20 protein-coding genes and 1 tRNA gene are annotated in these 25,117 nt (G+C 58.4%); 9 read left to right on the plus strand and 12 right to left on the minus strand.

The features are described from left to right. Window positions 1-24 precede the first annotated feature (24 nt). Complete coding sequence (gene ftsW / locus DI396_RS06460) at window positions 25-1,191, minus strand: putative lipid II flippase FtsW (protein ID WP_110795333.1); 1,167 nt, start codon at window positions 1,189-1,191, stop codon at window positions 25-27. A gap of 165 nt (window positions 1,192-1,356) precedes the next feature. Here ftsW and DI396_RS06465 point away from each other — a divergent pair, with 165 nt between their 5' ends. Beyond that, window positions 1,357-2,565: a BaiN/RdsA family NAD(P)/FAD-dependent oxidoreductase gene (locus tag DI396_RS06465; protein WP_110795334.1), complete on the plus strand. Its 1,209-nt coding sequence runs from the start codon at window positions 1,357-1,359 to the stop codon at window positions 2,563-2,565. Here DI396_RS06465 and murD read toward each other — a convergent pair. The 8 genes from murD to mraZ all read right to left on the minus strand — a co-directional run bounded on the left by murD (window position 2,562) and on the right by mraZ (window position 11,883). After that, window positions 2,562-3,968 (minus strand): UDP-N-acetylmuramoyl-L-alanine--D-glutamate ligase, encoded by a 1,407-nt coding sequence (gene murD, locus DI396_RS06470; protein WP_110795335.1) that lies wholly within the window; start codon window positions 3,966-3,968, stop codon window positions 2,562-2,564. The genes DI396_RS06465 and murD overlap by 4 nt on opposite strands. Before the next feature lie 138 nt (window positions 3,969-4,106). Beyond that, window positions 4,107-5,189: a phospho-N-acetylmuramoyl-pentapeptide-transferase gene (gene mraY, locus DI396_RS06475; protein ID WP_110795413.1), complete on the minus strand. Its 1,083-nt coding sequence runs from the start codon at window positions 5,187-5,189 to the stop codon at window positions 4,107-4,109. A gap of 81 nt (window positions 5,190-5,270) precedes the next feature. Continuing rightward, window positions 5,271-6,710, minus strand: a complete 1,440-nt coding sequence (locus tag DI396_RS06480; RefSeq protein WP_110795336.1) for a UDP-N-acetylmuramoyl-tripeptide--D-alanyl-D-alanine ligase — start codon at window positions 6,708-6,710, stop codon at window positions 5,271-5,273. Next, window positions 6,707-8,194 carry a UDP-N-acetylmuramoyl-L-alanyl-D-glutamate--2,6-diaminopimelate ligase gene (locus DI396_RS06485; protein ID WP_110795337.1) on the minus strand — a complete coding sequence of 496 codons (1,488 nt, stop codon included), beginning with the start codon at window positions 8,192-8,194 and terminating at the stop codon, window positions 6,707-6,709. Before DI396_RS06485 ends, DI396_RS06480 begins: the two co-directional genes overlap by 4 nt. A gap of 21 nt (window positions 8,195-8,215) precedes the next feature. Next, window positions 8,216-10,000, minus strand: coding sequence for a peptidoglycan D,D-transpeptidase FtsI family protein (locus tag DI396_RS06490; protein WP_110795338.1), 1,785 nt, complete (start codon window positions 9,998-10,000; stop codon window positions 8,216-8,218). Then, window positions 9,997-10,353: a cell division protein FtsL gene (gene ftsL, locus DI396_RS06495; protein ID WP_110795339.1), complete on the minus strand. Its 357-nt coding sequence runs from the start codon at window positions 10,351-10,353 to the stop codon at window positions 9,997-9,999. Before ftsL ends, DI396_RS06490 begins: the two co-directional genes overlap by 4 nt. Continuing rightward, window positions 10,354-11,376, minus strand: coding sequence for a 16S rRNA (cytosine(1402)-N(4))-methyltransferase RsmH (rsmH, locus tag DI396_RS06500; protein WP_110795340.1), 1,023 nt, complete (start codon window positions 11,374-11,376; stop codon window positions 10,354-10,356). A 3-nt stretch (window positions 11,377-11,379) separates the two neighbouring features. After that, window positions 11,380-11,883, minus strand: a complete 504-nt coding sequence (gene mraZ / locus DI396_RS06505) for a division/cell wall cluster transcriptional repressor MraZ (protein ID WP_110795341.1) — start codon at window positions 11,881-11,883, stop codon at window positions 11,380-11,382. A 768-nt stretch (window positions 11,884-12,651) separates the two neighbouring features. On the opposite strand from mraZ, the gene DI396_RS06510 reads away from it, so the two are divergent. Then, window positions 12,652-12,861 (plus strand): hypothetical protein, encoded by a 210-nt coding sequence (locus DI396_RS06510; protein WP_110795342.1) that lies wholly within the window; start codon window positions 12,652-12,654, stop codon window positions 12,859-12,861. A 158-nt stretch (window positions 12,862-13,019) separates the two neighbouring features. Here DI396_RS06510 and DI396_RS06515 read toward each other — a convergent pair whose 3' ends face one another. Further along, a complete protein-coding gene (locus DI396_RS06515; protein ID WP_110795414.1) occupies window positions 13,020-14,093 on the minus strand; it encodes an Mrp/NBP35 family ATP-binding protein in 1,074 nt (357 codons plus the stop codon). A gap of 413 nt (window positions 14,094-14,506) precedes the next feature. On the opposite strand from DI396_RS06515, the gene DI396_RS06520 reads away from it, so the two are divergent. Continuing rightward, on the plus strand, window positions 14,507-14,728 hold the full coding sequence (locus DI396_RS06520; protein ID WP_110795343.1) for a DUF1127 domain-containing protein: 222 nt from the start codon (window positions 14,507-14,509) through the stop codon (window positions 14,726-14,728). Between the two features lie 448 nt (window positions 14,729-15,176). Here the strand turns inward: DI396_RS06520 and DI396_RS06525 are convergent, their stop codons facing one another. Next, window positions 15,177-17,621 carry an ATP-dependent helicase gene (locus tag DI396_RS06525; RefSeq protein ID WP_110795344.1) on the minus strand — a complete coding sequence of 815 codons (2,445 nt, stop codon included), beginning with the start codon at window positions 17,619-17,621 and terminating at the stop codon, window positions 15,177-15,179. A gap of 526 nt (window positions 17,622-18,147) precedes the next feature. On the opposite strand from DI396_RS06525, the gene DI396_RS06530 reads away from it, so the two are divergent. Then, window positions 18,148-21,588: a pyruvate carboxylase gene (locus DI396_RS06530; RefSeq protein ID WP_110795345.1), complete on the plus strand. Its 3,441-nt coding sequence runs from the start codon at window positions 18,148-18,150 to the stop codon at window positions 21,586-21,588. A 101-nt stretch (window positions 21,589-21,689) separates the two neighbouring features. Here the strand turns inward: DI396_RS06530 and DI396_RS06535 are convergent, their stop codons facing one another. After that, window positions 21,690-22,283 carry a VPLPA-CTERM sorting domain-containing protein gene (locus tag DI396_RS06535; protein ID WP_110795346.1) on the minus strand — a complete coding sequence of 198 codons (594 nt, stop codon included), beginning with the start codon at window positions 22,281-22,283 and terminating at the stop codon, window positions 21,690-21,692. Window positions 22,284-22,658: 375 nt separating this feature from the next. On the opposite strand from DI396_RS06535, the gene DI396_RS06540 reads away from it, so the two are divergent. From DI396_RS06540 to DI396_RS06560, 5 genes are all read left to right on the plus strand, one after another. Further along, window positions 22,659-23,054 (plus strand): MAPEG family protein, encoded by a 396-nt coding sequence (locus DI396_RS06540; protein WP_110795415.1) that lies wholly within the window; start codon window positions 22,659-22,661, stop codon window positions 23,052-23,054. A gap of 7 nt (window positions 23,055-23,061) precedes the next feature. After that, a complete protein-coding gene (locus DI396_RS06545; protein WP_110795347.1) occupies window positions 23,062-23,793 on the plus strand; it encodes a TerC family protein in 732 nt (243 codons plus the stop codon). Window positions 23,794-24,022: 229 nt separating this feature from the next. After that, window positions 24,023-24,097 (plus strand) — tRNA-Gly (locus DI396_RS06550). 480 nt (window positions 24,098-24,577) lie between these two features. Beyond that, the gene (locus DI396_RS06555; RefSeq protein ID WP_110795348.1) at window positions 24,578-24,907 is read left to right on the plus strand and encodes a hypothetical protein; all 330 of its coding nucleotides are present in this window, start codon (window positions 24,578-24,580) and stop codon (window positions 24,905-24,907) included. Window positions 24,908-24,951: 44 nt separating this feature from the next. Further along, the coding region (locus DI396_RS06560; RefSeq protein WP_162617109.1) for a transposase at window positions 24,952-25,117 on the plus strand (166 nt) is incomplete at its 3' end.

Below are 25,117 nucleotides of genomic sequence, written 5' to 3' on the forward strand. Positions count from 1 at the left end.
TCTTACGCCCTATTCTTGCCCACGTTACCGCCCGCGCCCGCGCAGGATGTCGCCAATCTCGCCTTGTGGCCGGGTGCGGGTAAAGGCCAGCAACATGCCAACCGCAATTCCCGAAGCAATCACCGACGATCCGCCATAGCTGACGAAGGGCAAGGTCATGCCTTTGGCCGGCAAAAGCCGCACCGCCACGCCCATGTTGATCATCGCTTGCACACCAAACATGCAGGCCAATCCGGTGCCCGCAAGGCGGATGAACGGATCACGTTCGCGCATCAACCGCATGAGCGAACGCACCACGATAAAGGCGTAGAGCGCGATGATGATCAGCACCAAAATCAACCCGTATTCCTCGGCCGCCACTGCGATGATAAAATCGGTATGGGCATCAGGCAGCGACCATTTCACTTGCCCTTCGCCGACCCCGACGCCGAAAAAGCCACCTTCGCGGATCGCATTGGTGGCATATCCCAACTGCGTCGTCGGATCGACATCGGGGTTCAAAAACCCGTCGATGCGGCGGGCGAAATGCTCGGAGTTATTATAGGCAAAACTGCCCGCAACGACGACCAATCCGGCAATCGACAAAAGCAATATCATCGGCGCGCCGGCGACAAAGAACATCACACCCCAACCGAAAAGAACCAAGGATGCTTGCCCGAAATCGGGCTGCATCGCCAAAAAGGCAACGATCACCACCGCCAAAATGAAAGACCAGCTCATCCCGGGAGGGCCGTTGATTTCATGGTTCGCGGCCATCATCCATGCGGCGACCACCACAAATCCGGGTTTGAGAAATTCCGACGGCTGCAGCGAGGCGAACCCAAGGCTATACCAGCGCACCGCACCCTTGCCGAAATCCGTGCCAAACACCGGCAACAGCATCAGCGCCACAAAGGCCGCCAAAAACCCCAGCACCGCCAAACGCCGCACCAGATTGGGATTCATCATCGAGGTGATCATCATCGCCACCATCGCCACGCCGCCAAAAATCGCCTGACGTTGGACATAATGGAAATGTTCGAATCCGTTCTTCGCGGCCAAGGGGGGCGACGCCGCCAGCCCAAGCAAAATCCCAACGCCAAAAAGCGTCAAAATGCACGTCATCGACCATTTGTCGATCGTGCGCCACCATTTGGGAAGAACCGGCTCGACATCCCGAACGGGAATCGTGCCATAGACCATTTCTGTCATGGGTAAACTGCCTAACACTGCCTCATCAAACGGCCCCTAAATAGTGGGTCCGAACCGCCCGTTTGCCGGGTCTGGCTATAAGTGTAGCGCGAAAATTCATGCGGCGCTAGCCTTTAGGGGCACAAACACCTTGCCAAACGGCGCTTTGCGCGGCACCTCACCCGCATGGAACACCGGCATGCAAACTACGACACATTGGTCCTTGGCGCAGGGGCGGCGGGGATGATGTGCGCCGCACATGCGGGGGCGCGCGGCGGGCGGGTATTGGTGATCGACCACGCCAAAGCCGCAGGCGAGAAAATCCGTATCTCCGGCGGTGGTCGGTGTAATTTCACTAACATGTATGCCGGGCATGAAAATTTCATAGGGCAAAACAAGCACTTCCATAAATCCGCGCTGAGCCGTTACACACAATGGGATTTTCTGGATCTGGTGCAAAAACACGGCATCGCCTGGCACGAAAAAACGCTCGGTCAACTGTTTTGCGACCAAAGCGCCAAGCAGATCGTCGCCATGCTGTGCGACGAAATGGCCAGAACCGGCGCGCATCTATCTGTGGACACCTCGATCATCGAAATCACCCACACCGATGGGCGGTTTCACGCCACATTAGAGGTGTCCGGCAAACGCAAGACCGTCACCGCCCGCCATATGGTCGTCGCCACCGGTGCGAAATCCATCCCGAAAATGGGCGCGACCGGAGTTGCCTATCAAATCGCGGCGCAATTCGGCATGGGCGTCACCGACACCCGCGCAGGCCTCGTGCCCTTCACCTTTCCCGAGGGGCGATTTGTGCCGCTGGCCGGCCTTGCCCTCCCCGTGCGGGCGACGGCGGGGGGCGTCAGCTTTGACGAAAACATGCTTTTCACCCATCGCGGATTGTCCGGACCGGCGATGTTGCAAATCTCGTCTTACTGGCGCGAAGGCGAGGAGATCGAGATCAACCTTTTGCCCGCAGCAGACCCGTTTGAAATCCTGCGCGCCAAGCGCCAAGAGCAAGGTCGCAAAAACCTGAGCACCGAATTGGCCAGCCTCCTGCCTGCGAAACTGGCCGAGGATCTCAGCAAATCCTGGACCCTCAAAGGCAATTTGGCCGATCAAAGCGATGCCGCGTTGCGGGCACTGTCAGAGCGCCTCACCGGCCTGCGGCTGACGCCATCAGGCACCGAAGGATACCGCACCGCCGAAGTCACGGTGGGCGGGGTCGACACCGACGGATTATCGTCGACCTCGATGATGTCGAAAACCGTAGACGGCCTTTATTTTATTGGAGAAAGTGTCGATGTCACCGGCTGGCTCGGCGGCTATAATTTCCAATGGGCATGGTCTTCGGGCGTCGCGGCGGGCAAGGACATTGCCGCACGATCGCCCTAGGCCGCGCCCGTCACTTTTGCCACCTGCACCATGAAATCCTCGCCGCGCCGCTCGAAGCTGTCGTATTGATCGAAACTCGCCGCCGCAGGCGCCAAAAGCACCGTATCACCCGCCTCGGCCTCCGCTGCCGCGCGGCGCACCGCCTCTTCCATCGTGGTGCACACCTCGGTCTCGACGCCGCTCAATTGTATTGCAAACCCTGCGGCTTCGCGCCCGATCACATAGGCTTTGACCACCGCGCCCGCCGCATCGGACAATGCCGACACGCCGCCTTCTTTTTCCAATCCGCCGCATATCCAACGGATGCGTTTGAATGCTGACAAAGCCTTGGCGGCGCTGTCGACATTGGTGGCCTTACTGTCATTCACATAGGTGACGCCGCCCGCTTCGGCGACGATCTGGCTGCGGTGCGGCAACCCGCCATAACTCAAAAAACCCTGTTCAATCACCCGCGGCGCGAGGCCAAGCGTCCGGCACACCGCATAGGCCGCGCAAGCATTTTGATGGTTATGCACCCCCGGCAACCCCTTGATCGCGCGTAGGTCGATCGACCCGATCTGCTTGCCCTTTCGGTATTCGCTGAGGAACCCCTTGCGCGCGAACACCATCCATCCGGCACCGGTCAGTTTTTGCCCCGAAGAAACACGAATGACCCGATCATCCCCCGCCCCTTCGGACATCTGATTGGCAAGGTAATGCCCCTCGGCCTCGTCCACACCGATCACGGCGCGGTCTGGTCCGCCCTCGGCGAAAAGTCGGCGCTTGGCGGCGAAATACCCGCCCATACCGCCGTGCCGATCAAGATGGTCGGCAGAAAGATTGGTGAACACCGCCACATCAGGCGTCAACGCGCGGGCCAGATCGGTTTGATAGCTCGACAATTCCAAAACCACGACACCGCCATCGTCAGGCTCGTCAATATCAAGAACCCCGCGCCCGATGTTCCCCGCAAGTTGCACGGATTTTCCAGCGGTTTCAAGCACATGCGCAATCAATGCCGAGGTGGTGGATTTGCCGTTCGAGCCGGTGATCGCGACCACCTTGGGCGGTGTTTCATAATCGCTCCAATCCTCGGTGGCGAAGCTGCGAAAGAAGAGCCCAATGTCATTGTCCACCGGAACCCCCGCCGCCCATGCCGCCGCCACATAAGGGTTCGGGGCGGGGTAGAGGTGCGGAATACCCGGCGAAACAACAAGGAGCGCAACGCCGTCAAAGGCGCCGCTGCGACTCAAATCGGATGTCTCGAAGCCTTCGGCCTCGGCCCGCGCGCGCGCATCGCTGTTGTCGTCCCAACAGACCGGATGTGCGCCGCCTGCCCTCAGTGCCCGCGCCGCCGTCAGACCCGAACGTCCCAGCCCTAAAACCGCCACCCGTGCGCCTGTATATCCTTGAACTGGAATCATCTTTCGCCCCGATTAAGTGTTCCCGCACAGTGCCGAATGCAGCGCAGGGCCGCAAGACGGGGTCGCGGATCGCGGCCCTGCCTTAGGCAGATACAGCGCACCACCGGCAAAGGGATACGCCGCGCCCGTTCGAAATGCCTAGCGCACCTTCAATGTGGCCAAACCAATCATCGCAAGGATCAACGCAATGATCCAAAACCGGATCACGATCTGTGGCTCGGCCCAGCCTTTTTTCTCATAGTGATGATGGATCGGCGCCATCAGGAAAACCCGTTTGCCGGTCCGTTTGAAATACAAAACCTGAATAATCACCGACAACGCCTCGACCACGAAAAGCCCCCCGACAACCGCCCAAACGATCTCGTGTTTGGCGGCGACGGCAATGGCCCCCAAAGCCCCACCAAGCGCCAAAGATCCGGTATCGCCCATGAACACGGCAGCGGGCGGTGCATTGTACCAAAGAAAGCCCAAACCGCCGCCAATCAAGGCCGCGACAAAGACCAATATCTCAGAGGTGCCCAAAACATGGTGCACCCCCAGATATCCGGCAAACACCGCGTTGCCAACAAAGTAGGAAATAAGGCCCAGCGTGCCGCTGGCGATCATCACCGGCATGATAGCCAACCCATCAAGACCGTCCGTCAGGTTCACCGCATTGGCCGATCCGACAATCACGATCATCGCAAAGGGGATGAACACATATCCAAGATTGATCAAAGTGTCCTTGAACACCGGCAGGGCAATTTGGTTTTGCAACTCGACCGGATGGTAACAGGTTGCCCAATAGGCCGCGATGCCAGATATCAAAAAGCCCAACAAAAGCCGCACCTTACCGGGCACACCTGCGGTGTTCTGCTTGGAGACTTTGGCATAGTCATCGGCAAATCCGATGAGGCCGAACGCGATGGTGACAAAGAGGATCATCCAGATAAACGGATTGTCCCAACGCGCCCACAACAGCGTCGAGGTCAACAAGGCCCCAACAATCAAAAGCCCGCCCATCGTCGGCGTCCCGGCTTTGACAAAATGGCCTTCGGGACCATCATCGCGGATCGGCTGGCCTTTGCCTTGGCGGCGGCGCAGCACGTTGATCAATGGCAAACCAAAGATAAATCCGAACAGAAGCGCCGTCATAAAGGCACCGCCCGCGCGGAAGGTCGTATAGCGGAACAGATTGAAAAAATCCCCGCCGTCCGACAATTCGGTTAGCCAATAAAACATGCAATACATCCCTTGTGCAGTTTCTCGCAGAGGTCTCCCCCCGATACATACGCGCTGCCCACCTCGGAGCGGCAAGGCAAATCAATTCCGCGCGGCTTGGCCCAATTTGCGCAGCGCGTCAACAACCGTGCTGACCTTGCTGCCTTTGGAGCCTTTCACCAGCACCACATCCCCAGCATCTACAAGCTGATATACAATGGCCGCGATCTGCGGCGCATCGTCTACCCATTTGCCGCGCCGTTCTTCTGGCAAAGCCTCATAGAGCGCGCGCATTCGCGGCCCAACGCAATGCACCAGATCGAGATCGGCAATGAACGACAAGCCGGCAAGCCCCGCATGCATCGCGATCTCATCGGGCCCCAGTTCGAGCATATCGCCCAAAATCGCAATCCTGCGCCCGCGATGCACACGGCCCACCCCATCTTTGGGCCGGGCTGCGGCCAACACCTCAAGCGCCGCCGCCATCGAGGTCGGGTTGGCATTGAAGGCATCGTCAATCAGCTCCATCACCGCGTCGTCGTCATCCCGATCAAGACAGATTTCCTCGCGGGTGCCGCGACCGGCCGGCGGGCGCCACCGGCCAATATCCGTCGCCGCAATGGCCGTATCGGCGCCAAGCGCTTCGGCCACGGCCAAAACGCCCAGAGCGTTCATCGCAAAATGCCGCCCTGCACTGTCCAATTTAAAATGCACCGGCGCACCGGAAATCTGTGCGCTGACCACGGTGGTATCGTCGATCAACTTGATCCCGGTGAGGCGATAATCCGGCGCAGTGGTTCCAAAACCGACGATCCGCGCATTTTGCGCTTGTGCGGCGGCACGCAACATTGGCGACACCTCAAGATCGGCATTGATCACCGCCACGCCATGCGGCTCCAGCCCGCGAAAAATCTCGGCCTTCTCGCGCGCGATGCCTTCGATATTCTCGAACGCCTCGAGATGCGCCGCCGCCACCGTGGTGATCATTGCCACATCGGGCCGCGTCATCATCGCCAGCGGCGCAATTTCACCCGCGTGGTTCATGCCGATCTCGATCACGGCAAATTCGGTATCCTGCGGCATCCGCGCCAGCGTCAGCGGCACGCCCCAATGGTTGTTGTAGCTGGCCTCGGCGACATGGGTGCGCCCCTGCCCGGCCAAAACATCACGGAGCATTTCCTTGGTCGAGGTTTTTCCGACCGATCCGGTGACGGCAACGACGCGCGCGTTTGCGCGTGCCCGTGCGGCGCGGCCCAGGGCCTCAAGCGCCGGTAGAACCTCATCAACGATCAAGAGGGGCGCGTCGTCTGCCACCCCCTCGGGGCGATGCGTGACCATGGCTGCCCCTGCGCCCTTTTCCAAAGCCTGCGCGACAAACTCATGCCCATCGCGCGCGTCGGCCAGCGCCACAAATAAATCGCCCTTTTGTATGGTGCGGGTGTCGATCGACACGCCCGAAGTCGCCCATTCGCAAGTGGCATGCCCATCCGTGGCGACCACCGCATCCGCAGAGGTCCAAAGCGGTTCTTGCGCCTGTGTCATGCCAATCCTCCGTCCAATGCCGACACTGCGACGCTGGCCTGTTCGGCATCGTCGAAAGGAAAGACATCATCGCCGACGGTCTGTCCGGTTTCATGCCCCTTGCCCGCAATGAGCAACGCATCCCCCGGCCCAAGCGCATCGACACCGCGCAAAATCGCTTCGGCGCGGTCACCGATTTCCTGCGCCGCAGGACAGCCCAGCAACACCGCCGCACGGATCATCGCCGGATCTTCGGAGCGCGGGTTGTCATCGGTCACAATCACCAGATCCGCCGCTGCCGCTGCGGCCTCGCCCATCAACGGGCGTTTGGTCGCATCGCGGTCGCCGCCGGCGCCAATAATCGCCACAAGCCGCCCCATCACATGCGGGCGCAGCGCCTTGAGCGCCGTCGCCACCGCATCGGGCGTATGGGCGTAATCGACAAACACCGCCGCGCCGTTTTCACGTTTGGCCGCCAATTGCATGCGCCCGCGCACCGTGGTCAGATGCGGCAAGGTCTCGAACACGCGATACGGATCGCCCCCGCACGCAATCACCAAACCCGCCGCCAATGCGATATTTTCGGCTTGGAACCCGCCAATCAGCGGCAAATGCACCTGCTGCGCGCGGCCTTCCCATTCAAACAGCAAATCCTGACCGTGTGCGGTATAGCGTTGCCCTTGAATATGCAGATCCGCGCCGTCGGTGCGCCCCACGGTGATCAAATCCTGTCCACGATTGGCCACGACTTCGACCATGTCACCGCCGCGCGCGCCGTCGATATTGATCACGGCGGTGCCGTCTTCGGGTAGAACGCGGGCGAAAAGCCCGGCCTTGGCGGCAAAATAAGCGTCAAAATTTTCATGATAATCAAGGTGGTCTTGGGTGAAATTCGTGAACCCTGCGGCTCTCAACTGCACCCCGTCCAACCGGCGCTGCGCAAGCCCGTGGCTTGAGGCCTCCATCGCCGCATGGGTGACGCCCGCCCCCGCCGCCGCCGCCAATGTGCGGTGCAATGTGATGGGTTCCGGCGTGGTGTGATGCAGCGGCGCGGTCCATGCGCCCTCGACCCCTGTGGTGCCAAGGTTGATCGCTTCATGACCCAGTTCGGACCAGATCTGCCGCACGAACGTCGCCACCGAAGTTTTGCCATTGGTGCCTGTTACGGCGACCATGGTTTCGGGCTGTCCGCCCGACCATAAAGCAGCGGTATAGGCGAGGGTCTGTCGCGGATCTTCGGCCACAATCAATGCGACATTCGAAGCCGCCAGAACCTGTGCGGCCATCCGCGCGCCCTCGGCATCGGTTAAAACAGCAACCGCGCCGCGCGCAATCGCAGTCTCAATAAACGTCGCCCCGTGCACCTTGGTGCCGGGCATCGCCGCAAACAATGTGCCGTCACGCACCTCGCGGCTATCGACGCAAAGACCGGTGATCTCGGCCATCCGCCCACCCTGCGCGGTCAGGCCAAGCTCTGCGAGGGATTTAGCTGCGAAGCCTGCCATTAGGTCACCTGTTTTGCGCACTCAATTCGATGTCAGCGTTATACCAGCGATACGTGCAGGTTCAATCTCTGGACGCAAACCCAAAAGCGGCGCAACGCGGCGGATCATTTCAGCGGCGACCGGAACGGCGGTCCACCCTGCGGTGCGACGCGGTTTATCCCCCGAGGTTTCCACCGGCTCGTCCAACGTCACAATCAACACGTATTTCGGGTCCTCGGCAGGGAACATCGAAGCAAAGGTCGCGATGACCTTATCCTTATAATAGCCGCCGCCCATCTCTTTGGGTTTGTCCGCCGTGCCGGTTTTCCCCGCGACACTATATCCGCGCACATCGCCAAAGCTGGCCGTGCCTTCGCTCACCACTCTGCGCAGCATCTGGCGCGAGGCGGCGGCGACGTCCGGGCGCATGACCCGGGCACCATATTGCGGACCGGTTTGCTTGAGCAGCGTCGGCACAACTTTGGTCCCGCCATTGGCAATCGCGGCGTATCCGGCAGCCAAATGCAAGGGCGAAACCGACAACCCGTGCCCGTAGGAAATGGTCATGGTCGAAATCTCGGACCAGTTGGGCGGCAACAAAGGTCGCCCGCCCTGCGCCTCGATCATCTCCAACGGCACAGTTTCCAACAGACCCAGCTGCCCGAGGAAGTCGCGTTGGCGATTGACGCCGATCATCTGCGCAATCCGCGCCGTGCCAATGTTTGACGATTTCTCGATGATCTTCGAGACGGTCAATTCTTTGCCGTAATTGTGGAAATCACGAATCCGGTGGCGCCCCCACTTGAGCGGTCCGCGAATGTCGATCACGGTGTCAGCATTCACCAACCCCAATTCGATCGCTTGCGCCGTTGCGAAAATCTTAAAGGTCGAACCCAGCTCGTAAACCCCCTGGACCGCGCGATTGAAAAGCGGGCTGTCCGACGGCACGCCTTCGGTGGGCGGACGCGGGCGGTCATTCGGATCGAAATCCGGCAGGCTCGCCAACGCCACAACTTCGCCAGTGTGCACATCCATCAACACCGCTGCTGCGCCTTTGGCATTCATCAATTTCATGCCGCCATACAGGACCCGTTCGGTCGCCGCTTGCACGGTTAAATCCAATGACAATTCCAACGGCTTGGACCCGCGCGCCGGATCGCGCAATTCCTTGTCATAGAACTTCTCGATCCCGGCGACGCCGATCACTTCGGCGGCGTGCACCCCTTCACGGCCAAAGCTCGCCCCGCCAAGAATATGCGCGGCAAGCGAGCCATTAGGATAAAGCCGCATTTCGCGCGGACCAAAGAGCAATCCGGGTTCGCCCAGATCATGCACCGCCTGCTTTTGCTCGGGGCTGATTTTTTTCTTGATCCACAAAAACTTACGCTTGCCGGTGAAGTCTTCGAGAAGATCATCGGCATTCAAGTCGGGGAAAATCTCTGTCAGCCCTGTCGCCGCACGCTCGCGGTCGATCATTTGCTGCGGCTGCGCGTATAGGCTGTGGGTTTCGAAATTCGTCGCCAGAATACGGCCATGACGGTCAACAATGTCCGCCCGCTGCGTTAAAATCGACGCCCCCGCCGCAGAGGCGCGCGGCTCGCTTGGCTCGGAGCCAGACAGCATTCCCATCCGCACCCCCACCACGACGAAGGCGCAAAAAAAGAACATGCCCAAAACCAAAAGCCGCCCCTCGGCGCGCATCCGCGATTTATCGCGCATCTGCTCATGACGCAGACGGATGTTCTCGCGCTCGATCGCATCGGGGTTCTCGCCCTTGCTGCGGGCGGGCAGAATACGCGCCAAAGGTCGCAACGGTGTACGGGTCATTGGCCGGCCTCCTGCCCATTATCCATACCCGAAACATCTACCGGATCGGTGATCGGCAAAAGCGCGTTGGATGGGTAGGCGACCTGATCGATATGGCCGAATTGCTCCGGGGTCAGCGGCAACAGCCCAAGGCGTTCAAAATTGATTTCGGCCAATTCACGCAAACGATTAGGACGGTTCAAATAGGCCCATTCGGTTTTCAAAACCCCCAGTCGCTGACGCGCCTGCGAGATATCGCGCTGCACCTGTTCGGTTTCTGCAATCGCTTGCTGGGTATTGTAATTCTCGTGGTAAGCCCAAAAGGCCAAACCGATCACCGCCAATGCGGTCAGAACAAAAAACAGCGTGCGCATCTATTTCCCCTTCAACATCGGCATTCCAATGGATTTGCGATCCACCGGCCCCGCAGGTGCGTCAGTGCGCACCGCGACGCGCAACTTGGCACTACGGCTGCGGGGGTTTTCAATCAATTCCTGTTCGTCCGGCCCGATGGCCTTGCGGCTTTTGACGGTGAATTGCGGCGCGTCCTCGACGGTTTCGGGCGCATACCGATTGGCGCGCCCTGCCCCGCCGCTGCGCGCGGCCAAGAAGCGTTTGACCATGCGATCCTCGATCGAATGAAAGGTCACCACGGCCAATTGACCGCCCGGCGCAAGCGCCCGTTCGGCCGCCTCCAACCCGGCGACCAATTCGCCGTATTCATCATTCACCGCGATGCGCAATGCCTGAAAACTGCGGGTTGCAGGATGGCTTTGGTTCGGCTTGCTGCGGGGCAAGCATTTCTCAATGATACCTGCCAGTTGCAGCGTGCTATTAATCCGCGCAGCCTCACGTTCACGCACGATGGCGCGGGCGATGCGGCGGCTCGCGCGCTCTTCGCCGTAATGATACAGAATATCGGCGATATCACCTTCATCGGCTTCGTTTACGATGTCCTCGGCGGATCGCCCGGATTGGCTCATCCGCATATCCAGCGGTCCATCGCGCATAAAGGAAAACCCGCGCTCGGCGAGATCAAGCTGCATCGAGCTCACACCAAGATCGAGCACAACCCCGTCGAGATCCTGCGCATAGTCGTCCATGCGTGAAAACACGCCCTGCACCAATTCAAGCCGCCCGCCATATGCCCCTGCCCAAGGCGCAGCCATCTCCAGCGCCAGCGGATCACGATCGACGCCGTAAACTTTATCGGCCCCCTCGGCCAACAAGGCGCGCGTATAGCCGCCAGCACCGAAGGTGCCATCGAGCCACCGCCCCCTTAAAGGCGCAACAGCCCGCAAAAACGGGCGCAGCAAAACCGGAATATGAGGCGCGTCAGAGCCGCTGGTTTGAGGCCCGCTGTCCGGCGTGTCTGCTCCGGTCGGATCGGTCACCATTGGCTAGTCCAGCTCCACTTGGTCAAGGAACATCAAAGGATCGAAATCGTCGGGCAGCTCGTCAAGGAACGCCTCGGTTTCGGCCAATTCTTCTTGCTCATAGGTTTCGGGATTCCAGATCTGGAACGTATCACCGGCAGCGACAAACATCGCCTCTCCGTCCAATCCGATCTTGGCCCGCAATTTGGCGGGAATGACCAAACGACCGGTTTCATCGACATTGGTTGTGATGGCCTGCGCTTGAAACAGGTTTTGCAGCAACTTGCGTTCGCGCGATCCGCGTTTCAAAGCCGTAATTTTCGCGTCCACCTCATCCATCGCCTCGATGGTGTAAACTTCGAGAAACTTGCGACGATGATCGCCGTAGACGATGACCATTTCGGGGTTCAGACCATCGGTCCAATTGGGATCAGACGCCTCCAGCACACGACGAAAAGAGGCAGGGATCGAAACCCTACCTTTACCGTCTACCTTGTGCTGGCTCTCGCCTCTGAATATGCGACCCACTGTCCGTTGGCCCTCTGCTTGCCTCAAAAGTGAATTTCCAAGGCTGTGAAAGGAAACGGCGAATTGATCTGCTGCCACCGATCAATTCGCCGCCCTCGTCCCGTTTCCGGGATATGTCCAGCTGCACGCGCCACCTGGGGGGATGTCTGCTCGCCCGCGCGCCGGATCTCTCATTAGATGAAATCGGGAGCCTGTATGAAACCTGACTTGGGAGTTTATATCGGGATCTTTATGTCCCTTTGTTTTCCCGTCCTCATCTTGGATATAGGGATGCCATGGGAATTCACCCCACGCAAGACATTTTTACAACTGACTCACGCTGGATGTTGTTTTGCGGCAGGGTCCAAAACAAGATATTGATCCAATCAGTCGCCTATATTGACGCCGAATGCAGCCCGACCACTACATGCAGTTGCAGATCAACCGATGAAAACAGTCCCCCAAATTCCCAAAAAAATTCAGCGGGTCTGTATTATCGCGGCATAGGTCCGATGATCCCGGCACCCATTTCATTGGAAATTGATGGAATTCCTCTAGAAAACAAGGGAGATTCACCCGAATGTGATTCGACGGGGCGCGGATCGGAACCCAGACATTGGGGGGAAACGTCCCATACATTCCCATACGTCCCATGTAATCCCAGAAAACACCGCCACACCCGGCTTATCCGGCGCAGATACGCGGCCAGGTACCGACCGCGCGCAGCGCTGCCGCCCCGTTAACTTGCCCCGCCCATTGTTGGCGCGCCTCAACAGAAAAGGACGCGCAATGGCACAACGACATGAAATTGATCTCGCGCTCCTGGCCACCGACCTACGCCGACATCTTGCGCAGGTGCGCTATCGCGGGGCGCGCAAAGTCGTGATGGTTGAAGGCGTGCCGTCGGGGGCACTGATCTCGATGCGGGATCTGGCACGGATCGAAGCTCTGGACGCGCAGAGCGCCGCAGCCGAAACACAACGCCGGTCAGGTCGGTGAAAAAACCACGCCGGACAATGGCGTCCGGCCCCGTCCCCCGTGGCCCGCGCCCCGCGGCGCAGACCGCCATTATATGATGCAATATATCGGCCGCACGAAGGTGGTATATAGGATGCTATATATAGAGTGCGTGGCAAAACGCGCTCAACCCGCGCAAATCACACCGCGCCGCTTTCGATCAAATGCTGCGCCAAGGCCGCATAGGCATCGGCCATCGCCCCCTGCCCTACGGCAATTGGCGTGCCTGCGTCCCCCGCCAATCGGGTTTCCAGATCAATCGGCAAACTTGCGAGCAAGGGCACACCGAGCGCTGTCGCTTCTGCCGCCACGCCGCCATGGCCAAAAATATGCGCCTCATGTCCGCAACTGGGACAAACAAACACCGACATATTTTCGATCAGACCCAAAATCGGCGTTTTCATGGTCATAAACATATCCAACGCCTTGCGCGCATCCAAAAGCGCCACATCCTGCGGGGTCGAGACAACAATCGCCCCGTCCACCGCACCGCGTTGACCAAGGGTCAATTGGATATCGCCAGTGCCGGGCGGCAGATCAATGACCAACACGTCGAGTTCCCCCCAATTCACCTGACCCATCATCTGTTGCAAGGCCCCCATCAGCATCGGCCCGCGCCAGACCACCGCCTTGGCCTCATCGAGCATCAAACCGATCGACATCATCGTGACCCCATGGGCCACCAACGGTTCGATAATCTTGCCATCCGGCGATGCGGCGCGTTTGGTCGTGCCCATCATGCGCGGTTGCGAGGGGCCGTAAATATCCGCATCCAAAAGACCGACCTTTTTACCCGCCCGCGCCAAGGCCACCGCAAGGTTCGAGGACACCGTGGATTTCCCCACTCCGCCCTTCCCCGAACCGACAGCGATGATTTTCTTGATGCTCTGCGGTTTGAGTGGTGCCGTTTGCGGCTTGGGATGGCCACCGACCTTGAGGCTGGGGGCCTTGGGCGCTTCATGGGCGGTCAGCGCCGCTTGCACCGTGGCGACCCCGTCCAGAGCTTTGACCGCGCGCTCCGATGCGGCACGCAGGGGCTCCATCTGACGCGCCTCGTCGGCATTGGGCGCCTCGATCACGAATCGCACCACCGCGCCGGCGGGCGAATCTTCAACCGTCAAAGCCCGCACCATATCCGCCGAAATCAGATTATTTCCCGCTGGCAAGGTCAACTCAGAGAGACGTTGCAAGATAATTTCACGCGAAATGCCCATTTTGGCCTCCATTTTTTTTGCTGCCCCATAAGGGTCAGGAATGACCGAAGGGTGCAAGCCCCGATCCGGCCGCCTCCCCACCAACAGCAGATCGCAGTTCTCACCGCCGGCCGCGCCATGCTGCATCGCGGCATAGAAAGAGGAGGTATCGCCAGTTAAATAAGGGAAATCGTCACCGTCGCCCCAAGATGGCGATCCACATCGTTAACCATTTAACAACTAATTGTAGCAGCAAAAGCGGCGTAATGCCTTTTCACGTCAAGGTTTTGTGACGTTAGGTCAGTAGCTCATATGCATTTTCTGCATAGCGGCATTGCTGATTCAATACGTTGTGCAACTGCAGCAATTTGCTAAATTGAATTCAACGAAACGCAGAAGCGTTAGAGCAAACCAAGACGCAAGGAGCCGAAGCAATGGCATTTGCAGCACAAACACACACCGCCCACCACGGGCTTGGCGACATCTTCCACGCCACCGTCGCAAATCTGCGCGGTCGTATCGAGCGCCGCCGGACCTTTAACCGCACGTTGAATGAGCTTTCAAGCCTCAACGCACGTGAGTTGGCGGATTTGGGTCTTAACCCGGGCACCATCCGCGCGGTGGCCCATGAGAGCGCCTACGGCGCCCATCTTTAGGAATTCGGGATCAGAAACCTCCTTCCTCCTCCCTGAGGTTTCTGTGAATGAGCGGCGACATCGTTCCTCCTCCCTAGATGTCGCCGCGTTTTCAAACGGAGCCCTTGCTCCAAATCATACGTTAGCCCTCTCCTCCTCCCTGAGGTCTGACGTAACTACGCGGTAGCGCCTCTCCTCCTCCCTGGCGCTACCGCTTAAGAATTCGGAGCATTGCTCCAATCAGATTGCGGCCTCTCCTCTCCTCCTCCCTGGGGATGCCGCGAAACCCGCGCGACGCTCTCTCCTCCTCCCTGAGTGCCGCGCAACAAAAGAACGACGGTGCCTCTCCTCCTCCCTGGCACCGTCGTTTTTTTATGTTTTCTCCTCTTCCAAATATCCACATCGGACAAAGAAAACCCCGCGAACGCTGCTGCGTTGCGGGGGTGAAAATTGATATTATCGCCTTGTTTTAAAAAGGTATATCATCCGGAGAGGTGACGAATTTGGCGACAACCTTCTTGATCCCTGCCTTCTCGAAATCAATCTCAAGCTTGTCGCCCTCGATCGCGGTGATCGCGCCATAGCCGAATTTTTGGTGGAAGACGCGCTCGCCGACCGTCCGCGAAGAACTTGCCGCCATATCGATGGTGACGCCCCGCGTGCCAGAGGAATGTGCTGTGTCGCGCTGCGCCGATCGCGCTTGCATGCGCTTCCATCCCGGAGAATTATAAACATCCGCCGAGGCCACGCGCTCATTGATCTTCGATGAGGCCCCAAAATCCCCCTGCGCTGCGCCGAAACCGCCGCCATAAAGGCCGGGCGGCGTCAAAACATCGACGTGATCGACCGGCAATTCATCAATGAACCGCGACGGCATGGCGTTTTGCCATTGCCCGAACACCCGTCGGTTTCCCGCAAAGGAAATCGTGCAAATCTCTTCGGCCCGCGTGATCCCGACATAGGCAAGCCGCCGCTCTTCCTCGACCCCCTTTTGCCCGCTTTCATCCATCGAACGTTGCGAGGGGAAAAGCCCGTCTTCCCACCCGGGCAAGAACACCGCCGGAAATTCAAGCCCCTTGGCCGCATGCAGCGTCATGATCGACACTTTCGCATCCCGATCATCGCTTTCATTGTCCATGATCAATGCGACATGCTCCAAAAACCCTTGGAGGTTATCGAATTGTTCCAAGGCCTTGACCAATTCCTTGAGGTTTTCCAATCGCCCTGGCGCCTCGGGGCTTTTGTCGTTTTGCCACATGGCGGTATAGCCGCTCTCGTCGAGGATCTGCTCGGCCAATTCCATATGGCTGGCCGCGCCTGCGGCGGGTTTTTTTGGCTCCATCGGCGCGATCAACGGTTCGCCGTCGTCTAAGACCGCATCATCGTCGGGATCGAACATCAACTCCGGCCCGCGCACCATCGCGCGCCAACGGTCGATGCTTTCGACCAATTTCGCCAATTCCGCGCCGCCCTTACCGCCAAGCCCCTTTTGCGCCAACAAAATCCGCGCGCCTTCCACCAACGGCACGCCATTTTCGCGCGCCGTGACTTGGATTTTCTGCTGCGCCTTATCGCCCAACCCGCGTTTGGGGGTGTTCACGATCCGCTCAAACGCCAGATCATCCGACGGCTGCGTCACCACGCGGAAATAGGCCATGGCATCGCGAATCTCCATCCGCTCATAAAATCGCGGGCCGCCAATGACCCGATATGGCAAGCCGATGGTCAAAAATCGGTCCTCAAAGGCGCGCATCTGATGGCTGGCGCGCACGAGAATCGCCATATCGTCCAAGCTCATCGGGCCGCGCCCGCGGGTGCCGCGCGACATGGCTTCGATCTCTTCCCCGATCCAACGCGCCTCTTCCTCGCCATCCCAATGGCCGATCAGGCGGACCTTCTCGCCTTCGGTCTCGGCGGTCCAAAGCTCTTTGCCCAAACGCTCCGCATTGCCCGCGATCACACCCGAGGCGGCGGCCAAAATATGCGGGGTCGAACGGTAGTTTTGCTCCAACCGCACCACATGCGATCCGGGAAAATCTTTTTCAAACCGCAAGATATTGCCCACTTCGGCGCCGCGCCAGCCATAGATCGATTGATCGTCATCACCGACGCAACAGATGTTTTTATGCGCCCCGGCCAAAAGACGCAGCCACAGATATTGCGCCACATTGGTGTCTTGGTATTCGTCCACGAGGATATATTTGAACCAACGCTGGTATTGCTGCAAAACATCCGGATGCGTTTGAAAAATCACCACGACATGCAAAAGCAAATCCCCAAAATCGACTGCGTTCAACTCCAACAGACGTTTTTGATATTGCCGGTACAGCTCTACACCATAGCCGCCATAAGCGCCGCCTTCCGAGGCAGGCAACTTATCAGGGGTCAGCGCACGGTTTTTCCACCCGTCAATCACCCCCGCCAACATTCGCGCCGGCCAGCGTTTGTCGTCAATCGGGGTCAGTGCAATCAATTGCTTGAGCAAACGGATTTGGTCGTCGGTATCCAAAATCGTGAAATTCGATTTGAGTCCCGCCAATTCCGCATGACGGCGCAGCAGTTTAACACAAACAGAGTGAAAGGTGCCAAGCCACGGCATGCCCTCTGCAGATTGCCCCAGCATGCCGCCGACACGGTTTTTCATCTCGCGCGCCGCTTTGTTGGTGAAGGTCACCGCCAGAATCTCGTTCGGGCGCGCCCGTCCGGTGTTGAGCAAATGCACGATCCGCGTGGTCAGCGCCTTGGTCTTGCCCGTCCCGGCACCCGCCAACATCAAAACCGGCCCATCCATGGTTTCAACGGCGGCGCGTTGTTCGGGGTTAAGCCCGTCTAAATAGGGAGCCGGACGCGCAGCCATAGCGCGCGCGGACAGGGAAGCGCCTTCAAAGGCGTCGAATTCATCAAAACTGCTCATAAACCAAAGATAGCGCGGAGCGCCGGAAAGTTAAAGGTACGTTCTTGATACGTTCCGCACCCATTCACGCCAAAGCCCCGTCACTGGACAAAGCTGTCTGACACCGCGACCTATGCCTATGCATCTCATGCAAATATCCTCTGCGATTTCGGATCTCAAAGCGCGCGCGGTGCCACCTCCCCTGCCCGCCCTTTAAGGTGTCGCCTGCTGGGCATCTCTGGCCTGTTCCGGCCAAACTTTGACAACGGTGCAGACAAAGACGGATTGCCCCACGCCCGCCCCAGAGCGAATCCCGTCGCAAAACCTGCATTTGCCGCGCAACATTATGTCCTCTACGCACGACCTGACGCAGCATCCGTCAAGCCCAATTCTCCATTCGCGCAAAATCCTACAAAAATGTAACAACGGCCCGATTGCCCTCTTGTGCTGCTATGCAGCATCCGCCTAGCCTTCGCGAAATTCCGCACAGCGGGCGAACTTCCTCGCCCCTATTCACGTGCAAATGACGACCGAGGAGAGCCCCGTCATGCCCGAATTCAACAAAATTCTGATTGCCAATCGCGGCGAAATTGCGATCCGCATTATGCGCGCTGCCAATGAAATGGGCAAAAAAACCGTCGCGGTATATGCCGAAGAAGACAAACTTGGTCTGCACCGTTTCAAGGCTGATGAAGCCTATCGAATAGGCGAAGGCATGGGGCCGGTCGCAGCCTACCTCAGCATCGAGGACATCATTCGCGTGGCGAAGCTGGCCGGGGCCGACGCGATCCACCCCGGATACGGGCTTTTGTCGGAAAACCCAGATTTTGTAGATGCTTGCGATGCGGCAGGCATCACATTCATCGGCCCCAAAGCCAAAACCATGCGCCAGTTGGGCGACAAAGCCTCGGCCCGCCGCGTGGCGATTGAGGCGGGCGTGCCGGTGGTCCCCGCAACCGAGGTTTTGGGTGAAGACATGGACGCCGTGCGTAAGGAAGCCAGCAAAGTTGGCTATCCCTTGATGCTCAAAGCATCTTGGGGCGGCGGCGGGCGCGGAATGCGCCCGATCTTCAACGAATCCGAATTGGAAGAAAAGGTGCGCGAAGGCCGCCGCGAGGCCGAGGCCGCGTTTGGCAATGGCGAAGGCTATCTGGAAAAGATGATCCTGCGCGCCCGCCACGTCGAAGTGCAAATCCTTGGCGACAGCCACGGCGAGATTTACCACCTGTTCGAGCGCGACTGCTCGGTGCAACGACGCAACCAAAAAGTGGTCGAGCGCGCCCCCGCGCCCTACCTGTCCGAAGAACAGCGGACCGAAATTTGCGAATTGGGCCGCAAAATTTGCGCGCATGTGAATTACGAATGCGCCGGCACCGTCGAATTCCTGATGGATATGGACAATGGCGAATTTTACTTCATCGAGGTGAACCCGCGCGTTCAGGTCGAGCATACGGTCACCGAAGAGGTCACCAGCATCGATATCGTTCAGGCGCAAATCAAGATCGCCGAGGGTAAAACGCTGGCCGAGGCCACGGGCAAAGCCGCGCAATCAGACATCCATCTCAACGGTCACGCCTTGCAAACGCGGATCACCACGGAAGATCCGCAGAACAACTTCATCCCCGATTATGGTCGTCTGACGGCCTATCGGTCGGCCACGGGCATGGGCATCCGGCTCGACGGAGGCACCGCCTATGCCGGCGGCGTGATCACCCGCTATTATGATAGCCTTCTGGTCAAGGTCACCGCACATGCTCAAACCCCCGAAGCCGCGATCAAGCGCATGGACCGCGCCCTGCGCGAGTTCCGCATTCGCGGAGTCAGCACAAATATCGCATTTGTTGAAAACCTTCTCAAACACCCAACCTTTTTATCGAATGAATACACGACAACTTTCATCGACAATACGCCGGAATTGTTCGATTTTGACAAGCGACGTGATCGCGGCACCAAGGTTTTGACCTATATCGCGGACATCACGGTCAACGGTCACCCCGAAACGCAGGGCCGCAAAAAGCCTGCTGAAGCCAGGGTCCCAGCGCCCCCGCAGGCGCAAACAGAAACCCCCGCTCCCGGCACCCGCGATTTGCTCATCAAGGACAGCGCCAAGGGTGTGGCTGATTGGATGTTGGCGCAAAAGAAATTGCTGATCACCGACACCACGATGCGCGACGGGCACCAATCGCTTTTGGCGACCCGTATGCGATCCATTGATATGATCCGAGTGGCGCCTGCTTATGCTGCCAACGTGCCGCAACTGTTCTCGGTTGAATGCTGGGGCGGCGCGACCTTTGATGTCGCCTATCGCTTTTTGCAAGAATGCCCGTGGCAGCGGCTCCGCGATCTGCGCACCGCCATGCCCAACGTGCTCACGCAAATGTTGCTGCGCGCCTCGAACGGCGTCGGATACACCAATTACCCCGACAATGTCGTGCAAAGCTTTGTCGCAGAAGCAGCTAAAAACGTTGATGTTTTCCGCGTCTTCGACAGCCTCAACTGGACCGAGAACATGCGCGTGGCGATGGACGCCGTAAATGAGAGCGGCAAAATCTGCGAAGGCACGATCTGCTACACCGGCGATGTCTTGGATCCAGACCGCGCCAAATACGACCTGAAGTACTATGTTGGTATGGCGCAGGAATTGGAGCGCGCCGGCGCTCATATTCTCGGCCTGAAAGACATGGCAGGCCTGCTGAAACCTGCTGCGGCAAAGGCTTTGGTGACGGCGTTGAAGAACGAGATCAGCATTCCCGTGCATTTCCACACCCATGACACATCGGGCATTTCCGCCGCGACGGTTCTGGCCGCAGCTGACGCGGGCGTTGACGCCGCCGATGCCGCGATGGATGCGTTTTCGGGCGGCACCTCGCAACCCTGCCTTGGCTCGATTGTCGAGGCGTTGGCGCATACGGAGCGCGACACCGGCCTTGATATCGGCAACCTGCGGCAAATCTCGGATTATTGGGAGGCCGTGCGCGCCCAATATGTGGCCTTCGAGGCAGGACTACAGGCCCCCGCCTCCGAGGTCTACTTACATGAAATGCCCGGCGGGCAGTTCACCAACCTCAAGGCGCAAGCGCGCAGCCTTGGCCTCGAGGATCGCTGGCATGAGGTGGCGCAAACCTATGCGGATGTGAACCAGATGTTCGGGGACATCGTCAAAGTCACGCCCTCTTCAAAGGTCGTTGGCGATATGGCCTTGATGATGGTGTCGCAAAATCTGACCCGCGCCGAGGTCGAAGACCCCGCCAAAGATGTTGCTTTCCCCGATAGTGTTGTCGATATGATGCGCGGAAATCTCGGTCAGCCCCCGAACGGATTCCCCGAGGGAATCGTCAAAAAGGTGCTCAAAGACGAGACGCCGAACCTTGACCGGCCGGGGAAACACTTGCCGCCTGTGGATCTCGAGGCCACCCGCGCCGCATTAAGCGCGGCGCAGAACGGGCGCGAGATCGACGACGAAGATCTCAATGGCTATCTGATGTATCCCAAGGTTTTCACCGATTACCTTGAGCGCCATGAAACCTATGGCCCGGTGCGCAGCCTGCCGACACGGACGTTCTTTTATGGCATGGAACCCGCCGAAGAAATCTCCGCTGAGATCGATCCCGGCAAGACCTTGGAAATTCGATTGCAGACCGTTGGGGAAACCGACGAAAACGGCGATGTAAAGGTGTTCTTCGAACTCAACGGCCAGCCGCGGGTAATCCGCGTGCCGAACCGCATGGTCAAAGCCACCGCCGCCGCACACCCCAAAGCCGACGCCGACAACCCGAACCACATCGGCGCACCGATGCCCGGTGTTGTCGCCAGTGTGGCTGCCACGGTCGGCGCCAAGGTAAAGGCGGGCGATCTGGTGCTCACCATCGAAGCGATGAAGATGGAAACCGGCATTCATGCCGAACGCGATGCGGTGATCAAGGCCGTGCACGTCAGCCCCGGCGTGCAAATCGATGCCAAAGACCTTCTGGTCGAACTTGAGGCTTGAGGCGCGAACCGCACCCGCCACCAAGACAAAAAGAGCGGCCCGCTGCGGCCGATCTTTTCATGTCAAATCAATGCAATAGCGCAAAAAGTTAACGCAATACCTTAGACTTTTTGACGACGGCGCAATGCGCCAAATCCAGCCAAACCACCCAACAGCAACACAGCCCCCGCAGGCAAAGGCACAGCCGCCGCGCCGACATAGTCATATGTTGTATCGCCGGTATTCATATCTGCAAACTGCGCGGTCAAAACCGACCCTTCAGCAAAGGTAAAGCGCATATAGCCGCCATCGCTGAACACGTTGCGATAATCTTCGACGGTATTGGCATGGTCGCGATCTACATCAGCGCCAAACGAGAAGCTGTCACCGCCAAGAAATCCGGTGTAGGTGATCGAAAAATCATCCGAACGTCCGGCGCTGGTCGAGCCGCCGCTGGTATTAGTATCGACACCGACAAGCGTGTAGCTGCCCGATGTTCCATTGGAAATCGAAGACAGGCCGTCAATATTATATGCGGTATCCCCGATGAAAAACGCGATCTGTGTAATGGCCACATCGCCGGTGTTGCTCAATGACAATGTCGGAACGTTCCGGCTGCCACTCACGGTCAAACCATAGGATGCTGTCAACGCCTGCGCGGATCCCGCACCAATCATAAGCGCGGCGAAGGCCGCAAAAGTCATTTTACCAGTCATAATATCTCCAATGCCAATATCAACCCCGCAAGAACCTTCTGCTGGTCTGCGAGCGTTTAAACGGATTTCCACGCTCGCGCCGCCACACAAGGGGAAAAATACCCGTTTTTTCCCGAAAATCACGCCATACCCCCCTTTTGGGCCGGGAAACCCGTATCGGGCCCCGGAATGCCGCCGCCCTGCCAAGGCGACACTGCGCGCAAAGCCCTGATAGATACAGGCACAACAGACTGGTCAAGTCGCCGAATTTCGCTAGATTAATCTTAGGCATAAAGCAGAAGATGCGCACAGACCATGTTTGCCATCACGGCCTCCTACCTCGACGCTCCTTTCACCCCTGCACATCCATATCGCCGCATGACCAAGGAATTTTCGATGCCCACACTCTCTCTTGTTACGCCGCTCTATGCCGGGTTGCTTGGCCTCATTTTCGTTTTCCTAAGCTACCGCGTCACCGTCCTACGCAAGACCACGCGCGTCAGTATCGGATCAGGTGGCGATAGCGCATTGGAAATCAAAATCCGGGTGCAGAGCAACTTTGCCGAATATGTTCCGATCGGGGTTTTATTGTTGTTGATGGCCGAACTGCAAGGCATGCCCGTCTGGTTGGTTCATGTCTTTGGCCTTGCTCTGGTGCTGGGACGGCTGCTGCATGCTTATGGTCTTCCGCGCAGCGGCATTTCCCTTGCGCCTCGCGCCATCGGCATGCTGTTGACCTTCGCAATGATCACCCTGACCGCTCTGGCCAACATGGCCCACGCGCTACTTTGAGGTTACTATGCTTGAATTACTCTCCGATCCGGCGGTTTGGGCTTCGTTCCTGACGCTGACCGTCCTCGAAATTGTTCTCGGCGTCGATAACATCATTTTCATCTCGATCACCGCCGCCCGCCTGCCCGAACACCAAAGACGCCGGGCGCGGCTGGTGGGATTGGCCGGTGCGCTGGTGCTGCGCATCATCCTGCTGATGTCGATTGCATGGATCGTTTCGCTGACCCGACCGGTGCTGACGCTCTTCGGTCACGGGTTCAGCTGGCGCGATGCAATCCTGCTGGCCGGTGGTCTATTCCTGCTCTGGAAAGCCAGCTCGGAGATTTTCGAAGAGGTAGAAGGTGCCGAAGACACGCAGAACGTCACGCCGGCCGGATTTGGCGCCGTCATCGCACAAATCATGGTTCTCGATCTGGTGTTCTCATTGGACAGCGTGATCACCGCCGTGGGCATCGCCGAACACCTGCCGGTCATGATTGCCGCCGTGGTGGTTGCCGTGGCTGTGATGATGGTCGCCGCCGAACCCATCGCCAGTTTCGTCGAAAGCCATCCCAGCACCAAAATGTTGGCATTGGCATTTTTGGTCATGGTCGGCGCAGCCTTGATCGCCGACGGTTTTGGCGCGCACTTCGAACGCGGCTTTATCTATGCCGCGATGGTGTTTTCCGCAGCGGTCGAGGCGCTCAACCTGCTGCGCTCCAAACGGCGCAAAGCCAGCCAAAGCCCGCCGCCCTCATGAGGACGCTCCGCCTGCCCCGGTCCCATATCGCAATAATCATCAAAGATATGGGACCGGGGCGCGACGGTCGGCGGCGCCGCCCGAAAAGAACGTAAGACTTTGTTATTATGCGTATATTTCCCCAGACCGGAAAAATACCCACCGCTGTTTCCAAAAAAAAGTGAAATCGACGCATTTTCCACTTGCGGCCAGCGCGGGATATTACTAAATCCTGCCTCACCAAAAGGAAGCGGGCGTAGCTCAGGGGTAGAGCATAACCTTGCCAAGGTTAGGGTCGGGCGTTCGAATCGCCTCGCCCGCTCCAATTGGGTCCATCACGACATAGAGAAGATCACCCCGATCAGAAGACCGGACGTACCCCTGCGTTCTGGTGTTCCTTGGTGCCGTGCAGTTCGCACGACCCGCATGTGTCAGGTGACCCAAGCAACCCACCCTATAACAGCCACAATGCGGTTCGATCCGCGCCTCGGTGACGCCATGCGTTCGGCCCGTCAGCGCAAGACGGCGAACCGCAAGGGGGATCGATCGGGACGCAGTCGGCCAAGCCCCCGCGCGCCGGGATTGGACGCACCGCAAGCGGCCGTAAATGCCGCGCTGCCGCCCCGCCCTTTTTAGTTGGCCGAAATACGCCATGGCCTGCGGCGCCAGTGCATTCCCGCAACAGGTAAAACGATTGAACTTCAATCGGCTGCATGCACTTGAGCGCTAGAGTCCCGCTTGTGATAACCTTCCGATGGGACAACCCAAAATGGGGTCCCTTAACAGGCAATCTTGGAGCAGGAATATGAAGAGTTTTTTGGTAACAGTTGTTGGAGTTGTTGCGACGGCAACTGCGGCGCAAGCGGTAGAATTGACAGGCGGGGCGATAGAGCTTTCCTATTCGGCATTTATGGATGAAACCGACCTCGACAAAGTCAGCGTATCAGGTTCTCTAGAGGTTGCTTTCAACCGCAACATCAGCGCGCAATTCGATCTCGGCAACGACTCGTTCGGGACGACTGATTTAAGCATCGGATCCGTCGGTCTTCATGGCATCTACCATGTGAGTGACGTAACCTCTCTCGGTGCGTACTATACCCGTGATAATTTTGATATTGGACCTGTCGCGGTTTGATGCCGCTCCTTTGATAGCATTTACTGCAACAAAGGAGACTGACTATGGGATTGAAACGGACGGACGAATTCCGCCAGGATGCAGTGCGTATCGCGCTGACCAGTGGGCTAACGCGTAAGCAGGTGGCTGATGATTTGGGTGTCGGGATGTCGACGCTGAACAAATGGATCACAGCGCACCGAGATACAGATGTGGTTTCGAAAGAGGATT

It is taken from the genome of Litorivita pollutaquae, from assembly GCF_003205515.1.
Classification (GTDB): Bacteria; Pseudomonadota; Alphaproteobacteria; order Rhodobacterales; family Rhodobacteraceae; genus Litorivita; species Litorivita pollutaquae.